At 68.1% G+C, this 16,734-nt stretch carries 14 protein-coding genes and 1 pseudogene; 12 read left to right on the top strand and 3 right to left on the bottom strand.

What is annotated here, in order from left to right; translation table 11 throughout:
- The first annotated feature begins 29 nt into the window (after window positions 1-29).
- From A5652_RS07635 to A5652_RS07620, 4 genes and pseudogenes are all read left to right on the top strand, one after another.
- Window positions 30-1,492, top strand: a pseudogene (locus tag A5652_RS07635) (flavin-containing monooxygenase).
- A 121-nt stretch (window positions 1,493-1,613) separates the two neighbouring features.
- The gene (locus A5652_RS07630) at window positions 1,614-2,522 is read left to right on the top strand and encodes a metal-dependent hydrolase (protein WP_067348647.1); all 909 of its coding nucleotides are present in this window, start codon (window positions 1,614-1,616) and stop codon (window positions 2,520-2,522) included.
- Between the two features lie 4 nt (window positions 2,523-2,526).
- Entirely contained in the window at window positions 2,527-4,284 is a 1,758-nt protein-coding gene (locus A5652_RS07625; protein ID WP_067348645.1) for an SDR family oxidoreductase, read from the top strand.
- 12 nt (window positions 4,285-4,296) lie between these two features.
- Window positions 4,297-5,373 carry a PDR/VanB family oxidoreductase gene (locus A5652_RS07620; RefSeq protein ID WP_067348642.1) on the top strand — a complete coding sequence of 359 codons (1,077 nt, stop codon included), beginning with the start codon at window positions 4,297-4,299 and terminating at the stop codon, window positions 5,371-5,373.
- A gap of 156 nt (window positions 5,374-5,529) precedes the next feature.
- Here A5652_RS07620 and A5652_RS07615 read toward each other — a convergent pair whose 3' ends face one another.
- Window positions 5,530-6,180, bottom strand: a complete 651-nt coding sequence (locus A5652_RS07615; protein WP_067348640.1) for a TetR/AcrR family transcriptional regulator — start codon at window positions 6,178-6,180, stop codon at window positions 5,530-5,532.
- A gap of 122 nt (window positions 6,181-6,302) precedes the next feature.
- On the opposite strand from A5652_RS07615, the gene A5652_RS07610 reads away from it, so the two are divergent.
- From A5652_RS07610 to A5652_RS07585, 6 genes are all read left to right on the top strand, one after another.
- Entirely contained in the window at window positions 6,303-7,310 is a 1,008-nt protein-coding gene (locus A5652_RS07610; RefSeq protein WP_067348637.1) for a Rieske 2Fe-2S domain-containing protein, read from the top strand.
- On the top strand, window positions 7,307-8,389 hold the full coding sequence (locus A5652_RS07605; RefSeq protein ID WP_067348634.1) for a dihydrodipicolinate reductase: 1,083 nt from the start codon (window positions 7,307-7,309) through the stop codon (window positions 8,387-8,389). Before A5652_RS07610 ends, A5652_RS07605 begins: the two co-directional genes overlap by 4 nt.
- 55 nt (window positions 8,390-8,444) lie before the next feature.
- Window positions 8,445-9,002, top strand: a complete 558-nt coding sequence (locus A5652_RS29120) for a hypothetical protein (protein WP_067348657.1) — start codon at window positions 8,445-8,447, stop codon at window positions 9,000-9,002.
- An 83-nt stretch (window positions 9,003-9,085) separates the two neighbouring features.
- Window positions 9,086-9,823, top strand: coding sequence for a 4-hydroxy-tetrahydrodipicolinate reductase (dapB, locus tag A5652_RS07595; RefSeq protein ID WP_067348632.1), 738 nt, complete (start codon window positions 9,086-9,088; stop codon window positions 9,821-9,823).
- 11 nt (window positions 9,824-9,834) lie between these two features.
- Complete coding sequence (locus A5652_RS07590; RefSeq protein ID WP_067348653.1) at window positions 9,835-10,293, top strand: hypothetical protein; 459 nt, start codon at window positions 9,835-9,837, stop codon at window positions 10,291-10,293.
- Window positions 10,290-10,757, top strand: coding sequence for a flavodoxin family protein (locus A5652_RS07585; protein WP_067348629.1), 468 nt, complete (start codon window positions 10,290-10,292; stop codon window positions 10,755-10,757). The genes A5652_RS07590 and A5652_RS07585 overlap by 4 nt, the downstream gene beginning before the upstream one ends.
- Here A5652_RS07585 and A5652_RS07580 read toward each other — a convergent pair.
- Window positions 10,754-11,245: a hypothetical protein gene (locus A5652_RS07580; protein WP_156745208.1), complete on the bottom strand. Its 492-nt coding sequence runs from the start codon at window positions 11,243-11,245 to the stop codon at window positions 10,754-10,756. The two genes, A5652_RS07585 and A5652_RS07580, sit on opposite strands and share 4 nt — an antisense overlap.
- A 45-nt stretch (window positions 11,246-11,290) precedes the next feature.
- Complete coding sequence (locus A5652_RS07575; protein ID WP_197513819.1) at window positions 11,291-12,124, bottom strand: thioesterase family protein; 834 nt, start codon at window positions 12,122-12,124, stop codon at window positions 11,291-11,293.
- Window positions 12,125-12,168: 44 nt separating this feature from the next.
- On the opposite strand from A5652_RS07575, the gene A5652_RS07570 reads away from it, so the two are divergent.
- Entirely contained in the window at window positions 12,169-13,692 is a 1,524-nt protein-coding gene (locus A5652_RS07570; RefSeq protein ID WP_067348622.1) for a class I adenylate-forming enzyme family protein, read from the top strand.
- On the top strand, window positions 13,689-16,734 hold a 3,046-nt coding region (locus A5652_RS07565; RefSeq protein ID WP_067348619.1), incomplete at its 3' end, for a carboxyl transferase domain-containing protein. The genes A5652_RS07570 and A5652_RS07565, both read left to right, overlap by 4 nt.

The raw sequence follows: 16,734 nt of genomic DNA, 5'->3' as shown, positions 1-16,734 counted from the left end.
AGTAACCGAAGAGAACCACGGGAGTACCGATGACGCGACGCGATCCCGCCGTAGCCGTCGTCGGAGCCGGGATGTCGGGCCTGTGCGTCGCAATTGCTCTGCTGCGCAGCGGTATTACCGACGTGACCATCTACGAGAAGGCCGACGAGGTGGGTGGCACCTGGCGGGAGAACACCTACCCGGGTCTGGTCTGCGACATCCCGTCGCGCATCTATCAGTACAGCTTCGCCAGGAATCCCGACTGGTCGCACCTGTTCTCACCAGGCGGCGAAATCCAGGCCTATTTCCGGGACATCGCCGACCGTTACGCCTTGCGGGAACGCATCCGGTTCGGCACCGAGATCGTCCATGCGCGTTTCGACGACGGCCGCTGGGTACTGCGCACCGACACCGGCGAGGAATCCACGGTCGACTTCTTGATCTCGGCCACCGGCGTGCTGCATCACCCGCGAGTGCCGTCGATCCCGGGCTTGGATGACTTCGGCGGCAACGTGTTTCACTCCGCGCGTTGGGATCACGGCGTGGACCTGCGAGGTCGGCGCGTCGCGATCGTCGGCAACGGGTCGACGGGCGTCCAGCTGGTGTGCGGTCTGGCCGGGCTGGCCGGGCACGTCGCGCTTTTCCAGCGCACCGCGCAATGGGTTCTGCGCCTGGCGAATCCGCGCTACAGCGGCTTCACCGGGATCACGCGGCGCAAGATGCCGTGGCTGGATAAGTTGGCGTACCGCGTCTACAGCCTCGGGTACGACTTCTTCGCGGTCGGACTGACCAAGCCGGGCCTGCGCCGAAAGATCATGGCGGCGCTGTGCCGCGCCAGCCTCTGGGAGATCCGCGATCCCGAGTTGCGGCGGTCGCTGACGCCCGACTACACGCCGGCCTGCAAGCGCCTGGTGATGTCGAACGGTTTCTACCGGGCCATGCAGCGCGACGATGTCGAACTGGTGACGGCGAGCATCGACCACGTGGAACGGCGCGGCATCGTCACCGCCGACGGCGTCCTGCACGAGATGGACATCATCGTGCTCGCCACCGGATTCGACACCCACGCGTTTTTCCGGCCGATGGAATTGATCGGCCGCGACGGCATCCGCGCCAAGACGTCTGGCGCGACGGGCCTCGGGCTTACCAAACCGTGGCGCTGTCCGGTTTTCCCAACTTCTTCATGATGCTGGGGCCGCACAGCCCGGTGGGAAACCTCGCGCTTACGACTGTCGCGGAATCTCAGGCGGATCACATCCTGGGGTGGATCGAGCGCTGGCGCCGCCACGAGTTCGACACGGTCGAGCCGACGGCAGCCGCGACCGAGCGTTTCAACGCGAAGTTGCGCGCCGCGATGCCCGACACCGTGTGGACCACCGGCTGCAACAGTTGGTACCTCAACAAGGACGGCGTGCCCGAGGTATGGCCCCTCACGCCGGCCGAACACCGCCGGATGCTGGCGAACCCGGACCCGGGCCAGTATGAGCTGCGCCGGCACGTCGCGGCCGGCTGAGGACGTCACGAAGAACCCAGTACCGGCGGTTTCGCATATCTGCTCTGCGTACTTATACTTGGACGCGCGACGTCCACCGCAAGACCGTGATCCAGGGAAAAACGCCGAGGTAGGGGGCACGATGCTGACCGTCGACAACCAAGCGGCGGGTCCACACGACGCCTCGCTGGACCACGAGCGACTGGTGCTCGAGGCTCGCGACGTGGACTTCGACTGGGCGCAGCTGCCGTTCCACTACGTGCCCGGTGAACCCTTCGCGACGCATGTCCTCAACGTGCTGCACCTGCTGCTGCCCGCCGGGGAAGAGTTCTTCGTCGAGGTGTTCAAACAAACGCTGCCACTGATCAAGGACGATCAGCTGCGGCTCGACGTGCAGGGCTTCATCGGCCAGGAGGCCGTGCATTCGCAGGCGCACGCCAACGTGCTCGCCCACTTCGCCGCGCGCGGCATCGACCTGACCCCCTACACCGGCCAGATCAAGTGGCTGTTCGGCAGGCTGCTGGGGCCCCGGCCCGATTGGAGCCAGCGCCGCCGGCAGAGCTGGCTGCTCGAGCAGGTTTCGCTCGTCTCGGCCGTTGAGCACTACACCGCCATCCTGGGCGAGTGGATCCTCGATTCGCCGGCCCACGACAAGATCGGCACCGATCCGGTGATGCTGGACATGCTGCGCTGGCACGGCGCCGAGGAGGTCGAGCACAAGGCGGTGGCCTTCGACACCATGAAGCATCTGCAGGCCGGCTACTGGCGCCAGGTGCGCGCCCAGCTCGTCGTGACTCCCGCCATGCTGCTGTTGTGGATCCGCGGCGTGCGTTTCATGTACTCGCTGGATCCCCAGCTGCCGCCCCGCACCAAGCCGCGCTGGCGGGACTACTTCTCTGCCGCGCGCCGCGGTTTGGTGCCCGGGCCGATGCGCTTCATCCGGGCGGTCGGCAACTACTACCGGCCGGGCTTTCACCCCTCGCAGCTCGGTGGACTGGGGCTGGCCGTCGATTACCTGGCCATCTCGCCGGCCGCGCGCGCCTCGCACTGAACCGATGACCATCACGTCGACCACCACCGCCAGCGACGGCGTCACGCTGGCCGTGCACCGGTACACCGACATCGACCCGGCGCGGCCAACCATCTTGGCAATTCACGGATTCCCGGACAACCATCATGTCTGGGACGGCGTGGCCCAGGAGCTGGCCGGCAAGCCCTACAACGTGGTGGCCTACGACGTGCGCGGCGCCGGTGAATCAACCCGTCCCGCAAAGAGATCCGGATACCTCTTCGCGCAACTGGTCTCCGACATCGATGCGGTGATCGACAGTCTGGGTGTGGGGAGGGTGCACCTGCTGGCCCACGACTGGGGGTCGATCCAGGCATGGGCTGCGGTCACCGACTACTCGGTGGTGGGCAAAGTCGCTTCCTTCACCTCGATCTCAGGCCCGCACCTGAATTACGCCGGCGCATTCCTGCGCTCGGCACGCACGCCGCGTGCCATGGCTCGGGTCATCCGGCAACTGATCGCGTCCGGCTACATCGGCTTCTTCCTGTGCCCTTGGGTGCCGGAACTGTCGTTTCGGTCGCACGTCGGCGTGAAAGTGATTGAGGCACTTGAGCGCATCGGCCGCTCGAGCACGCGCAGCCAGCACCACGACACCCTGCGCTCGGTCACCGATTATGTGCACGGGCTCAACCTGTACCGGCAGAACATGCCGGCGCCGATGCTGGCGCCGGGACGCCAGCTGCCCGAGACCAAGGTCGCCGTCCAGACGTTGGTGCCGCGCCGCGACATGTTCGTCACGCCCGCGCTGCAACGCTTCACCGGAGCAATTCCGCGCGGCGGCAGAGTGATCGAGATCGAGGGCGGGCACTGGGTGGTGACGTCACGTCCGGACGTCATCGCCCGGTTGACCGCCGAGTGGGTCGATCGCAACGCCGGCGGCGCGCCCGCCACCGGGGCGACCGAGGTGCGCGGCGAGCGGCGTGACGTGCGCGGCAAACTCGCCCTGGTCACCGGTGCCGGCGCCGGGATCGGCCGGGCCACTGCGGTGGAGCTGGCGCGGCACGGCGCCCGAAAGATCGTCCTCGCCGATCGTGATCTGGCCGCCGCCAAGGAAACCGCCGACGCCGTGCGCGCCGCCTGCGCCGAGGCCGCGGTCTACCAGGTCGACGTCAGCGACGAGGCCGCCATGAATGAGCTTGCGGCCCAAGTGCGCAACGAACACGGGGTGGTCGACATCCTGGTGAACAACGCCGGCATCGGGATGGCGGGCCGGTTCCTGGAAACGAGCTCGGCGAACTGGGAAAACATCATGGGCGTCAACGTCCACGGCGTCATCTCGGGCAGCAGGGCGTTCGGGGCGCAGATGGTCGAACGTGGCGAGGGCGGCACGATCATCAACGTGGCGTCGGCGGCGGCTTACCTGCCGTCGAAGTCCATGGTCGCCTACAGCACGACCAAGGCGGCGGTACTGGCGCTGAGCGAGTCGTTGCGGGCCGACTTCGCCGATGAGGGGATCAGCGTCACGGCGGTGTGCCCGGGATTCGTCAACACCAACATCGCGAAGAACACGATCTACGCGGGGATGAGCGCGGACCAGCAGGAGCGGGCGCGGGGCAAGGCCGACGCCGCTTATCGGCGCCGCAACTTCACCCCCGAAGCGACCGCCAAGGCAATCGTCAAGTCCGTCAAGACCGCTCCGGCCGTGTTGCCGATCGCCGCAGAGTCGCGGATCGGCTACGCGATGCGGCGCATCAGCCCGGGAGCGATCCGGCTGTTCGCGCGCTTGGACATTCGGCAGAAGTAGGGGACGGTTTCGGTGCCGGAGAGCATTTGGTCCAGCAGACCCGCCGACCTGTACGGACGGCGTGACCACGACCGCTTCGGGTCGTTGCTGTGGGGCGTGCGGGCGGTCTTCGAGGGCTTCGCCACGGTGTCACGGTGGTCGCCGTCGCGGGTGAAGACGGTGCAGCGCAAGCTGACCGCGGTGGTGACCGAGCGCGAGATCCTGGCACCGGACGTTGTCGCGTTGACCCTGGCCGATCCCGACGGCGGGCTGCTTCCGTCCTGGACCCCGGGCGGCCACATCGACGTCCTGTTGCCCTCGGGCCGACGCCGGCAGTACTCGTTGTGCGGCGCGCCCGGGCGGCGCACCGACTACCGCATCGCCATTCGCCGGATCGCCGACGGCGGAGGCGGATCCATCGAGATGCATGAGACTTTCGACGTGGGCGACACGCTGTCGTTCGAAGGTCCGCGCAATGCGTTCTACCTCGGCACCGCCGAGCAGCAGGCGCTGTTCGTCATCGGCGGTATCGGGGTGACGCCCATCCTGCCGATGCTCCAGGTGGCCGCGCAACGCGGCATCGATTGGCGCGCAATCTATACCGGACGCAGCCGCGAGTACATGCCGTTGCTCGACGAGGTCGTGTCGCTGGGGCCGGACCGGGTGACGGTGTGGGCCGACGACGAGCACGGCCGCTTCGCCACCGTGGCGGAGCTGCTGGACGGAGCGGGACCGGCGACCGCCGTTTACGTCTGCGGGCCGAGCGGCATGCTGGAGGCCGTCCGCATCGCCCGCAACGAGCATGCCGGCGCGCCACTGCATTACGAGCGGTTCAGCCCGGCGCCCGTCGTCGACGGGGTGCCGTTCGAGTTGGAGCTCGCACGATCACGCCAGGTGCTCGAGGTACCGGCGAATCGGACCGCGCTGGAGGTCATGCTCGACAGGGACCCGACCACCCCGTACTCGTGCCGCCAAGGATTCTGCGGGACGTGCCGGGTCAAAGTGCTTGCCGGACAAGTGGATCACCGTGGCCGCACCGACCCCGGCGACGACGGCATGCTGGTATGCGTCTCGCGGGCCGACGGCGAACGGGTCGTCATCGACGCCTGAGGCGGTAGCCCAGGTGGGGCACCTTCACGCCGGGTGCCGGCTCCCAATGCAGCGTGCGCCCGTCGAGGTGAAGGACTGCGGCCACACCGGATGGTGCGTCGCGGCCACGTCGCCGAAATCGACAGGGCGTGGCCTCGCGGATCGTGATGTCGGCCATTACGGCCGGGTCTGCTCGAGGTAGGCGGCCAAAGCGTTGGTCAGGCCCCGGCGCGCCATGTCGAGGTCGGCATAGGATCCCAGCTGACGCTCCGAGACCAGGCCGCGCATCGCGCCGGGGATCAGGGCGGCGACCTCGCGGACCCGATCCGGGTCGACGGCCAGGCCGGCGAAGGCGTGCTGGCAGGTCTCCAGCCAGCTTTTGCCCCAGGAAAACAGCTCGGCGGCGGTGCGCGGGTAGAGCCGCTCGAGCTCGTCGGGATCACGCGGCAACGCGGCCCGCAGGTTTTCGATCGCACGTGAATCCGCGGATGCCAGGCCGCGGTAGAGGGTATCGATGATGGCGCCGACACGCTCGCGCAGCGGGGCGTCCGGCGAGATGGGCGTCGACAGCGTCGAGAACGTCGCCGCGCGACGTTCGGCGGTGCGGTGCAGCACGGCGGCCCAGAACCCGTCGGTGTCGCCGAACTGGTATTGGACCGCGCCCCAGGTGGCGCCGATGTCCTTGGCGATGCGGTTGGCCGACACCGAGCCCGGCTCGCCGGAGGCCAGCGATCGCAACGCCGCCTCGAGCATGCTTTCGCGAGTCGCGTGGCCCCGCCGGTTCGGGCGCCGACCGTCCACGCCGGCGCCGGTGCTCTGACGGGTCATTCGCCGATCTTATCGATTGGCGCCGGGGCCGGATGATCAGTTTCATAGAGGGTACTTTGATTTTACGGCCGCGCGGCCTATCATTCGTACGCGAGGGAGGGCAGCTCACATGGGAGGGCTCGATGGCTAAGCCACCGTTGTCGATGAAACCGACCGGCTGGTTCCAGGTCGCCTGGTCGGACGAGATCGGCGTCGGCGACGTGCACAAGATGAAGTACTTCGACCAGGAACTGGTCGCCTGGCGCGCCGAATCCGGCGAGCTCACCGTGATGAACGCCTATTGCGAGCACCTGGGCGCGCACCTGGGGTATGGCGGCAAGGTCGTCGGCGAGGCGCTGCAGTGTCCGTTCCACGGGTGGCAGTGGAGCGCCGACGGCCGCAACGTCTGCATCCCGTACCAGGATCGACCCAACCGCGGTCGCCGCATCCGCACCTACCCGGTGGTCGAGCGCAACGCGTCGGTGTACATCTGGCACGACCTGGACCGCCGCGAACCCTATTTCGGCGCGCCGGACGTGTTCGCCGCGTTCGAGGACGGCAGCAGCGCCGACGCCTACTACCCGCAGCAGCGGCTGTACCGCGAGAGCCTGGAACTGCATCCGCAATACGTGCTGGAAAACGGGGTGGACTTCGCACACTTCAAGTTCGTGCACCACACCCCGATCGTGCCGGTGTTCACCCGCCACGACTTCGCCGAGCCGGTGTCCTATGTCGACTTCACCATCACCTTCGAAGGCGACGACGGGCAAAAGATCGAGGACGTCAACAGCGGCGTGCAGGCGATCAACGGCGGCTTGGGCATCGCGGTGACCAAGAGCTGGGGCATGATCGACAACCGCACCATCTCGGCGATCACGCCGATCGACGAGTTCACCTCCGATGTGCGCTTCATGGTGTACATCGGCCGGACGCCGCACAAAGACCCCGATCGCGCCGCTGCCAAGGCGGACGAATTCGGGCGCGAAGTCATCCGCCAGTTCGAGCAGGACATCGAGATCTGGCGGCACCAGCGCTATTCGGATCCGCCGGCCCTGGCCCCCGACGAGTACGAAGGCTTCACCTCAATTCGCAAGTGGGCCAAGCAGTTCTATCCCGAGGCGTTCGCAACGCAGGAAGGATCAAGGCAATGAGTACAGCACCGGTTCGCGTCTTTCAGGTCGGAAGCGGCAACGTCGGCACCGAGATGATCAAGCGGATCGCCGCCCAGCCCGACATCGAACTCATTGGCGTGCACTGTTATTCACCGGAGAAGGTCGGCAAGGACACCGGAGAGTTCGCTGGGCTGGCGCCCAATGGGGTGGCCTTCACCGGGACGATCGAGGAGATCATCGCCGCCAAGCCGGACGTGCTGACATTTCACGGGGTGTTCCCCGACGAGGACCTGTACGTCGAGGTGCTCGAGGCGGGCATCAACATCGTCACCACGGCGGACTGGATCACCGGCTGGCACCGCGACAAGAACCATCCGCACCCGTCGGGCAAGCCGGTCAGCCAGCTGCTGGCCGAGGCCGCCGAGAAGGGCGGCGCCACGTTCTACGGCACCGGGATGAACCCGGGGCTCAACCAGATCCTTGGCGTGGTGTGCTCGGCCGACGTCGCCGACATCGAGAACGTCACCACCATCGAATCGGTCGACGTGTCGTGCCACCACTCCAAGGACACCTGGATCGAGGTGGGCTACGGCCAGCCGGTCGACGACCCCGAAATCCCGGCGAAGCTGGAGAAGTACACCCGGGTGTTTGCCGACAGCGTGTACATGATGGCCGACTGCTTCGACCTGCGGCTCGACGAGGTCAAGTTCAGCTACGAGCTGGGGGCGTGCACCAAGGACGTCGACCTGGGCTGGTACACGCTGCCCAAGGGATCGCTGGGCGGGAACTACATCAAGTACCAGGGCATGGTCGGCGGCGTGCCGCGGGTCGAGACGCACCTGGAGTGGCAGATGACTCCGCACACCGATCCCAGCTGGAACATCAAGGGCTGCTACATCACTCAGATTCAGGGCGACCCCTGCATCTACAACAAGCACATGATCTTCCCCAAGCCCGGCGTCGACCTGTCCAATCCGGACAACTTCGCCTCGATCGGCATGACCGTCACCGGCATGCCCGCGCTGGCTTCCATCAAGTCGGTCGTCGCGGCGCCACCGGGGGTGATCACCAGCGCCGACCTGCCGCTGCGCGGATTCGCCGGGCGGTTCAAGAAGTAGCCCGGGCACGGCAGTCTCACGTTTTTCGCGGCAGCGCTGCGGGTAACCACCCGTGGTGCACGCGGGATTTGTAAGTGCGGCAGCCGCGGTCGCCGTGGCCGTTGCCGCCTGCTCGTGTCCCTCCAGCTCGGCCGATCCCGCGCCCGAGAGTGCACCGTTCCCGATCGGTCAGATGGGCGTGCCCGTGCATGTACAGACGGCTAGCGGCGCGACCGCCGACATCACGGTCAACAGCGCAACGTGGTTACCGCCGGGATGCGCCACTCATTTTGCGAATCCGAGTGGGCCCGGATGCAACGTAGTGGAAATGACTATCACCGCGACGTCTCACCAGTTCTTCCAGTTCGACCAGCGCTATATGTTCGCCGGATACGGCGGCGGCAATCAGCCTTGGACTCATCCCGACGACGCGCCCCAGCCGTCAACCTTGGCGGTCGACTACCGGCGGCTCGACAAGATGCCCGCGCTGCAATCGGGCGGCCTCCACGACGGGCAGACCGCCCATGGATTCGTCGGCTTCGCTATGCCGACACCAGGCGACCTGTACATCACGATCAACGATCCCAAGCAACCCGCTCCCTACACCGAAGCGGGCTGGATCGTCCACACCTGATCGGGGCGAAAAGCCCACGTTCGAGTTGTAATGAACTCGACGCATGCCGGGGGTGCGGAATCGACCCGGTCTAGGGTGAGACCATGCGGGTAGGAGTGCTGGGAGCCAAGGGCAAGGTCGGTTCGGCGATGGTGGCGGGCGTACAGGCCGCCGAGGATCTGAGCCTGTCGGCCGAAGTGGACGCCGGCGATCCGATGAGCCTGCTGACCGAGGGCAACACCGAGGTCGTCATCGACTTCACCCATCCCGACGTGGTGATGGACAATCTGAAGTTCGTCATAGACAACGGAATTCACGCCGTCGTGGGGACCACGGGCTTCACCGCCGAGCGACTGCAGCAGGTGCAGGATTGGCTGGCCGACAGCGCCGGCACGTCGGTGTTGATCGCGCCGAACTTCGCGATCGGGGCGGTACTGTCGATGCACTTCGCCAAGCAGGCCGCGCCCTTCTTCGACTCGGCCGAGGTGATCGAGCTGCATCACCCGCACAAGGCCGATGCCCCATCGGGCACCGCGACCCGCACCGCGAAACTGATCGCCGAGTCACGAAAGGGCTTGCCGTCCAACCCCGATGCCACCAGCTCCAGCCTGGCGGGCGCGCGCGGCGCCGACGTCGACGGCATCCCTGTGCACTCGGTGCGGCTGGCCGGGCTGGTCGCCCATCAGGAGATCCTGTTCGGCACCGAGGGAGAGACGTTGACCATCCGCCACGACAGCATCGACCGGACCTCGTTCGTGCCCGGGGTGCTGCTGGCCGTGCGGCGGATCCAGGAACACCCCGGCCTGACGGTGGGTCTCGAGGCCCTGCTCAATCTGCAATGAGCGACGCGGGAATGACCAGGCGGAGCCTGTATACCCAATTGCTCGTCGCCTTCATGTGCGTCGCGCTGTTGGTGTACTTCGTGCTGCTGGGGCGCGTGGCCGTCGCGATGATCGGCTCCGGCCGGGCGGCCGCCGTGGGCCTCGGGCTGGCGGTGCTGATCCTGCCGGTGATCGGGCTGTGGGCGATGATCGCCACCCTGCGCGCCGGGTTCGCCCACCAGAAGCTGGCCCGGCTGATCGCGGCCGACGGGATGGAGCTGGACACCAGCGCGCTGCCACGCAGGCCGTCGGGCCGCATCCGCCGCGACGCGGCCGACGAACTGTTCGCCACGGTGCGCAGCGAAGTCCAGGAGCACCCCGACGACTGGCGGCGCTGGTACCGCCTGGCCCGGGCCTATGACTACGCGGGGGATCGCCGCCGCGCCCGCGAGGCCATGAAGACGGCGGTCACCCTGCAGGGCCGCCGATGAACACGACACCGAGCAAGACGCTGCTGATCGTGCACCACACGCCGTCGCCGCATACCCACGAGATGTTCGAGGCGGTGGTCTCCGGCGCCACCGACCCCGACATCGAGGGCGTCGAGGTGCTGCGGCGCCCGGCGCTGACGGTCTCGCCGGCCGAGATGCTGGCCGCGGACGGCTACCTGCTGGGCACCCCGGCAAACCTCGGCTACATCTCGGGTGCCCTCAAGCACGCGTTCGACTGCGCCTACTACCAACTGCTGGACTCGACGCGCGGGCGGCCGTTCGGGCTGTACCTACACGGCAACGAGGGCACCGAGGGCGCCGAGCGTGCCGTCGACACCATCACCACCGGGCTGGGATGGGCCAAAGCCGCAGCGACAGTGGTTGTTTCGGGCAAGCCCGGCAAGGACGAGCTGCAAGCGTGCTGGGAGCTCGGGGCGACGGTCGCCGCGCAGCTGATGGACTAGCCGGCGACCGGACGGCCCGACCCCGTGGCGGCGTAGCCCAGTGCCGCCGCGAGGACCGCGAACTTGGTCAGCGCGGCGACCCGTGCGCGCCGCGCATGCACGCCGATACGTGTCCCGCTCAACACCCGCAGCAGCGACACTCCCTCCGCCGCATCCCCCGCGACGGCGACGAGCACCGCGGCGGGCAGACCGGCCGGGTGCCCATGCCGCCGGCGCGCGCGGTCGACGAGGAGCGCCGTCAACACGCCGTAGGTGGCCATGTAGCCGAAATCGAGCCACAGCGATAGGCGCGCGGCCCGCTGACCGTCGCTGCCCCACCGCGTCATGATGTCTTCGGCCCGAGATGCACTGCCGGCCAACTCGAATGCGATGATTCCCGGCCCACCACTGCGGCGCATGCGACGTTCCAGCACAAGCATCACCGCCGTATACCCGAGGAAGGAGGCGGCGGCCGCCGTGAGGCGCCGCTCCGGTACGCGTTCGCTCATCACTCAAGGCTTCCGTGAAAGGGCTCGTGAGTCCAGGGCGACCGCCTAGGCGTAGGTCGGTTTGAAAGCGTCGGCGGGTTGAGCCAGGGCCAGCGCCGAGCTGGTGCCGATCGGCCCGTGCTGGTCGAACAGGGTCGCGGCTCCGGCGGCGACCCCGGCCGTGCCGTAGTGGCTCTGGGCGGCCAGGCCGAGGAATTCGCCGTCGGGCAATCGGCTGGCCGTGACGGTGTAGTCGGCGTTGATGTAGCGCAATCCACCGGTGCCCCAATGGGTGAGCGAACTGGTGATGTCACCGACGAAGGCCAGGCGGGTGAACGGCGTCAGCGGGTGCCCGTGCACCATCGGGCGAAACAGCCGCGCCCAGGCGAACTTCTGGGAGTGGGTCTGCTCCCATTCGCCCGCGGCAATTCCCGGACTGCCCTGCAACGTCGCGCCATACCCCCAGATGAGAAACGGCATCTGGGCTCCGAAGCCATCCGAGGATGTCGGGAGCGGCGGCATCTGCGCCGGCGACGACCACACCTGCCCCTCGGGATGGTCACCGCGGCGCAAAAACAGCGCGCTGGCCCGGGCGACGACGGTGCCGTTCTGGACCAGGCTGCCGTCGACCAGCTTGATGCGCCGGCCCTCTCGCAGCACCGAGGTCTGGATCTGCACCGGCTCCATCAGCGCCGGGCGCAACAAGTCAACCGTGAAACGGGCGGGTTGCAGGTCCGGATCGACGCCGGATTGCTCTATGCCCCAACCCAACAGGCCCCCGACGATCTGGCCACCCATCGCCGAGCCCCAGGGGCCTTGCGTCATCTGGCCCGGAACATAGGACTCGCCGTCTACAGTGAAGAACGCCTCGGGCATGATGGCGGAATCCTCGATGGTCACCGCTATCACGATAGGACACCGGATTAGTAAGGACCGGGCATGCTGTGATCGAAATTCCGCGCGACCGCAACCCGTTCCCGCTGACCGGCGTGTCGCGCGACCGCGACGGCATCCCGCGCTTTGACGAGCTGCCCGCCACCCTGCTGGACATGCTGGCGGAACAAGTCGACGCCCGTCCCGACGCCGAAGCCCTGGTCGAGCTGGGCGCCGCGCGGCTGACATACCGGCAGCTCTGGGATCGCGCGGCGCGGGTCGCCGGTGGGCTGCGCGCCGGCGGCCTGAAGCCGGGCGACCGCGTCGCGGTGCGTTACCCCGCCGGAATCGACTGGGCGCTGGCGTTCTGGGGCGCCGTGATGGCCGGTGGCGTTGTGGTGGCGGTCAATACGCGATCCGCGCAACCCGAGGTCGAATTCGTCCTGTCCGACTCCGGTGCGCAGGTGGATCTGGCGCCGGATGCCGCGCTGCCCGACGGGCGGCCCTACGTCACCGAGCAACTCGGCCGCGCCGATACGGCGGCGCTGTTCTACACGTCGGGCACCACCGGCCACCCCAAGGGCGTGCCGACCACGCACGAGGCGTTCCTGACCAACACCGAGAACGCGATCCGCTGTCTGCAACAGCCGCGGGATCTCGGCGAAGCGATGCGCACGCTCATCTCGGTGCCGCTGTTCCACGTGACGGGTTGCAACACCCAGCTGCTGGCCGCCGCCCGGCTCGGGGGAGCCTCGGTGATCATGCCCGCGCTCAACCTGGACGCGTTGCTCACCACGCTGACCGCGGAGCGCGTTTCGGTCATGGTCACGGTTCCGGCGATCTACTCGTTGCTGTTGCGGCACAGTGGTTTTGCCGCACTCGACGTGTCGAACGTTCGGTGGGTGGGCTACGGCGGTGCACCGATCGCCCCGTCGCTGGTGCGGTCGGTGAAGGACGCGTTCCCCTACGCCACCGTGTTCAACGGTTATGGCATGACAGAAACGGCGTCGCTGATGACCGTGCTGCCCGACGGTGAGGCCGTCGAGCACGCCGACTCCGTCGGTTACGCGGTCCCGTCGGTGGACCTGGGGGTGATTCCGTTCGGGGACGACCCGAGTCTGGGGGAGTTGGTGGCGCGGGGCGCCAATGTGACCACCGGCTACTGGAATCGGCCGGAGGCCACCGCCACGACGTTTGCGGACGGCTGGCTACATACCGGCGACGTGGTGCGCGTCGACGACGCGGGCCGGGTGCACATCGTCGACCGGCTCAAAGACATCATCAACCGCGGCGGCGAGAACGTCTCCAGCGTCGAGGTGGAGGCCGTGCTGCTGGCGGCCCCCCACGTGGCCGACGCTTGCGTGCTCGGCGTGTCCGACGAGGTCATGGGGGAGAAGGTGGGGGCGGTGTTGTTCGGCGGCGGCGACGAGATCGACGTGCCGGCGGTGCTCGCCCACTGCCGCGGCCAGCTGGCCGATTTCAAAGTGCCGCAATACGTCACGGTCGTAGACAGCGCGCTGCCGCGCAATGCCGGCGGCAAACTGCTCAAGACCAGACTCCGCGAGCAGGTCCAGTGGGGAGAGCCGCTGCGATGAGCCCGAGCCTGTTGGTCGCCAACCGCGGCGAGATCGCCCTTCGAATCATCCGCACCGCAACCGAATTAGGCATGCGCACGATCGCGGTCTATGCCGAGGACGATGCGGAGAGCCCGCATGTGCATGCGGCCGACGAGGCGATCGGCCTGCCGGGCGCCGGTCCCCGCGCCTACCTGGACCAGTCCGCCCTGCTGGCCGCGGCGAAAAGCTGCGGTGCGGATCTGATACACCCGGGTTACGGATTCCTCAGCGAGAACCCCACATTCGCCGATGCTTGCGCGACGGGCGGATACACGTTCGTGGGTCCGGAAGCCGGGGTGCTCGAGCTGCTCGGAAACAAGACGTCGGCCCGCGGGGTCGCCATCGCAGCGGGGGTGCCGGTGCTGCCGGCGACCGAGGGACCGAGCAGCGTCGAGGACATCAGGGCATTCTTCGCCGCCCACGGTGCCGGCATTATGATCAAGGCCCTCGCCGGTGGCGGCGGGCGCGGAATGCGCAAGGTGCACAACGCCGATCAGATCGATGACGCCTACCAGCGCTGCGCCGCCGAGTCGCAGCTGGGCTTCGGCGATCCCGCACTGTTCGCCGAAGCGTTCCTCACCGACGCGCGCCACATCGAGGTGCAGGTCGTCGCCGCGCCGGCAGGCCACCAGACGCACGCGCGTGCGGTCGGCGACCGCGACTGCAGCATCCAGCGGCGCTACCAGAAGCTCATCGAAATCGCTCCTGCGCAAGGGCTTTCGGATGACCTGCGCCGAGCCCTGCACGAGGCGGCGGTGCGGTTGTGCGCCCGGGTGGGCTTGCGGGGTCTGGCCACTGTCGAATTCCTGGTCACCGGCGAGCAGTTCGTCTTTCTCGAAGTCAACCCACGAATCCAGGTCGAGCACACCGTCACCGAGGAAACCACCGGGCTCGACCTGGTGGCCGTCCAGCTGGCCATCGCCGGCGGCGCATCCTTCTACCAGCTGGGGCTGGCATCCGGAATCGCCTCCGACGGCGTGGAAGTCATCGGCGAGCCGGCCGCTGCCCACGGCATCGCCGTTCAACTCAGGGTCAACGCGGAGACCTTCGGGCCCGACTTCTCGGTCGCCGGATCGGCGGGCACGCTCACGGTGTTCTCCCCGCCCAGCGGTCCCGGCGTGCGCGTCGACACCTACGGCCGGGCCGGATTGGTGATCAGCCCCCAGTACGATTCACTGCTGGCCAAGCTCGTCGTCGATGTGCACGGGTCGTCCTGGCCGGCGGCGGTGCGCAAGGCCCGCACCGCGCTGGCGGAGTTCAGCATCGAGGGCGTCCACACCAACATCGGGTTCCTGCGCGAGCTGCTGAGCGACGATCGCGTCGAGTCCGGTTGGGTGAGCACCGGTTTCCTCGACGAGAAGCTTCCCGAACTGGCCCAAGCCGCCCTGTCTCACCAGCGGGAACCGCAGGTGATCGCGGTGGAGCTCTATCCCGGCGAGGACGCGCTGCGCGCGCAGCTGGCCGGCACCGTGGTCGAGGTGGCGCCCGAGGGGGCCGAATACGCCGCGGGCGTCCAGCTGGTTGTCCTGGAAGCGATGAAGATGCAGCACGTGCTCGTCGCGCCCGACGCGCTGCGGACCGTCCGGATCCTGGTGACGCCCGGCCAGGTCGTCGGCACCGGTGACCCGCTGCTGGTCTTCACCCGTACGGCGGCCGCTGGTGACGACGAGTCCGCCTTGGCCGCAACGGATCTCGACCGGCGGCGGGCCGATCTCGACGAGGTCGTGCATCGGCATTCCCTAACCCTCGACGAGGGCCGCCAGGCCGCGGTCACCAAGCGGCACAACCAAGGCCGGCGCACCGCGCGGGAGAACATCGCCGATCTCGTCGACCCCGGCAGCTTCGTAGAATACGGTGCGCTGGCCATCGCCGCGCAGCGCAGCCGTCGCTCGGAGGAGGATTTGATCGTCAACACCCCGGCTGACGGCCTGGTCGCCGGGCTGGCCACCATCGGCGCGGACCGGTTCGGTCGGGCCGCGGCGCAGGCCGTCGTGGTGTCCTACGACTACACCGTGCTGGCCGGCACGCAGGGCATGCGCAACCACGCCAAGACCGACCGCGTGTTCGACCTCGCCGCACGAAAGCGGTTGCCGGTGGTGCTGTTTGCCGAGGGTGGCGGGGGCCGCCCGGGGGACACCGACGTCGGCGGCGCCGCCGGGCTGGACGTCCCGACCTTCCGGATGCTGGCGGGACTGAGCGGAGAAGTGCCCCTGGTGTCGATCGTCTCGGGCCGGTGCTTCGCCGGCAACGCCGCGTTGGCTGGGGTGTGCGACGTGATCATCGCGACGCCGGACGCCAACATCGGAATGGGCGGGCCGGCGATGATCGAGGGCGGCGGGCTTGGCGTGTATCCGCCCGAGGCGATCGGGCCGATCGGCGTGCAGCGCCGCAACGGCGTGGTCAGCCTGGTCGCCCGCGATGAGGCGCACGCGGTCGCACTTGCCAAGCAATACCTGTCGTATTTTCAGGGCTCCGTGAGCGACTGGGCGGCGCCCGATCCGCGGCTGGCCCGGCACGTGGTGCCGCAGAACCGGTTACGCGCCTACGACGTGCACCGGGCGATCGAGGCGATCGCCGATGTCGGATCGGTGCTGGAGCTCCGGGGAGACTACGGCGTCGGAATCGTCACCGCGCTGGTGCGCGTCGAGGGAGTGCCGTACGGGTTGATCGCCAACAGCACCCATCACCTGGGTGGCGCGATCGACGCCGAGGCCGCCGACAAGGCCGGCGACTTCCTGGCCTTGTGCGAATCGTTCGGGCTGCCGGTGATTTCGCTGTGCGACACCCCGGGCTTCATGGTCGGGCCCGACGCGGAGGTCCAAGCGGCGGTTCGCCGCTTCGGCCGGATGTTCGTGCTGGGCGCGCGGCTGACGGTGCCGTTGGGAATGATCATCTTGCGCAAGGGATATGGGCTCGGCGCGATGGCGATGGCCGGCGGCTCATTCCGCGCGCCGCACTTCACCGTCGCCTGGCCGACCGGAGAGATCGGCGGCATGGGCCTGGAAGGCGCCGTGCGCCTTG

The sequence above is a fragment of the Mycobacterium sp. 1165178.9 genome, from assembly GCF_001673555.1.
Lineage (GTDB): Bacteria > Actinomycetota > Actinomycetes > Mycobacteriales > Mycobacteriaceae > Mycobacterium.
This window is presented reverse-complemented; position numbering and strand designations above follow the sequence as displayed.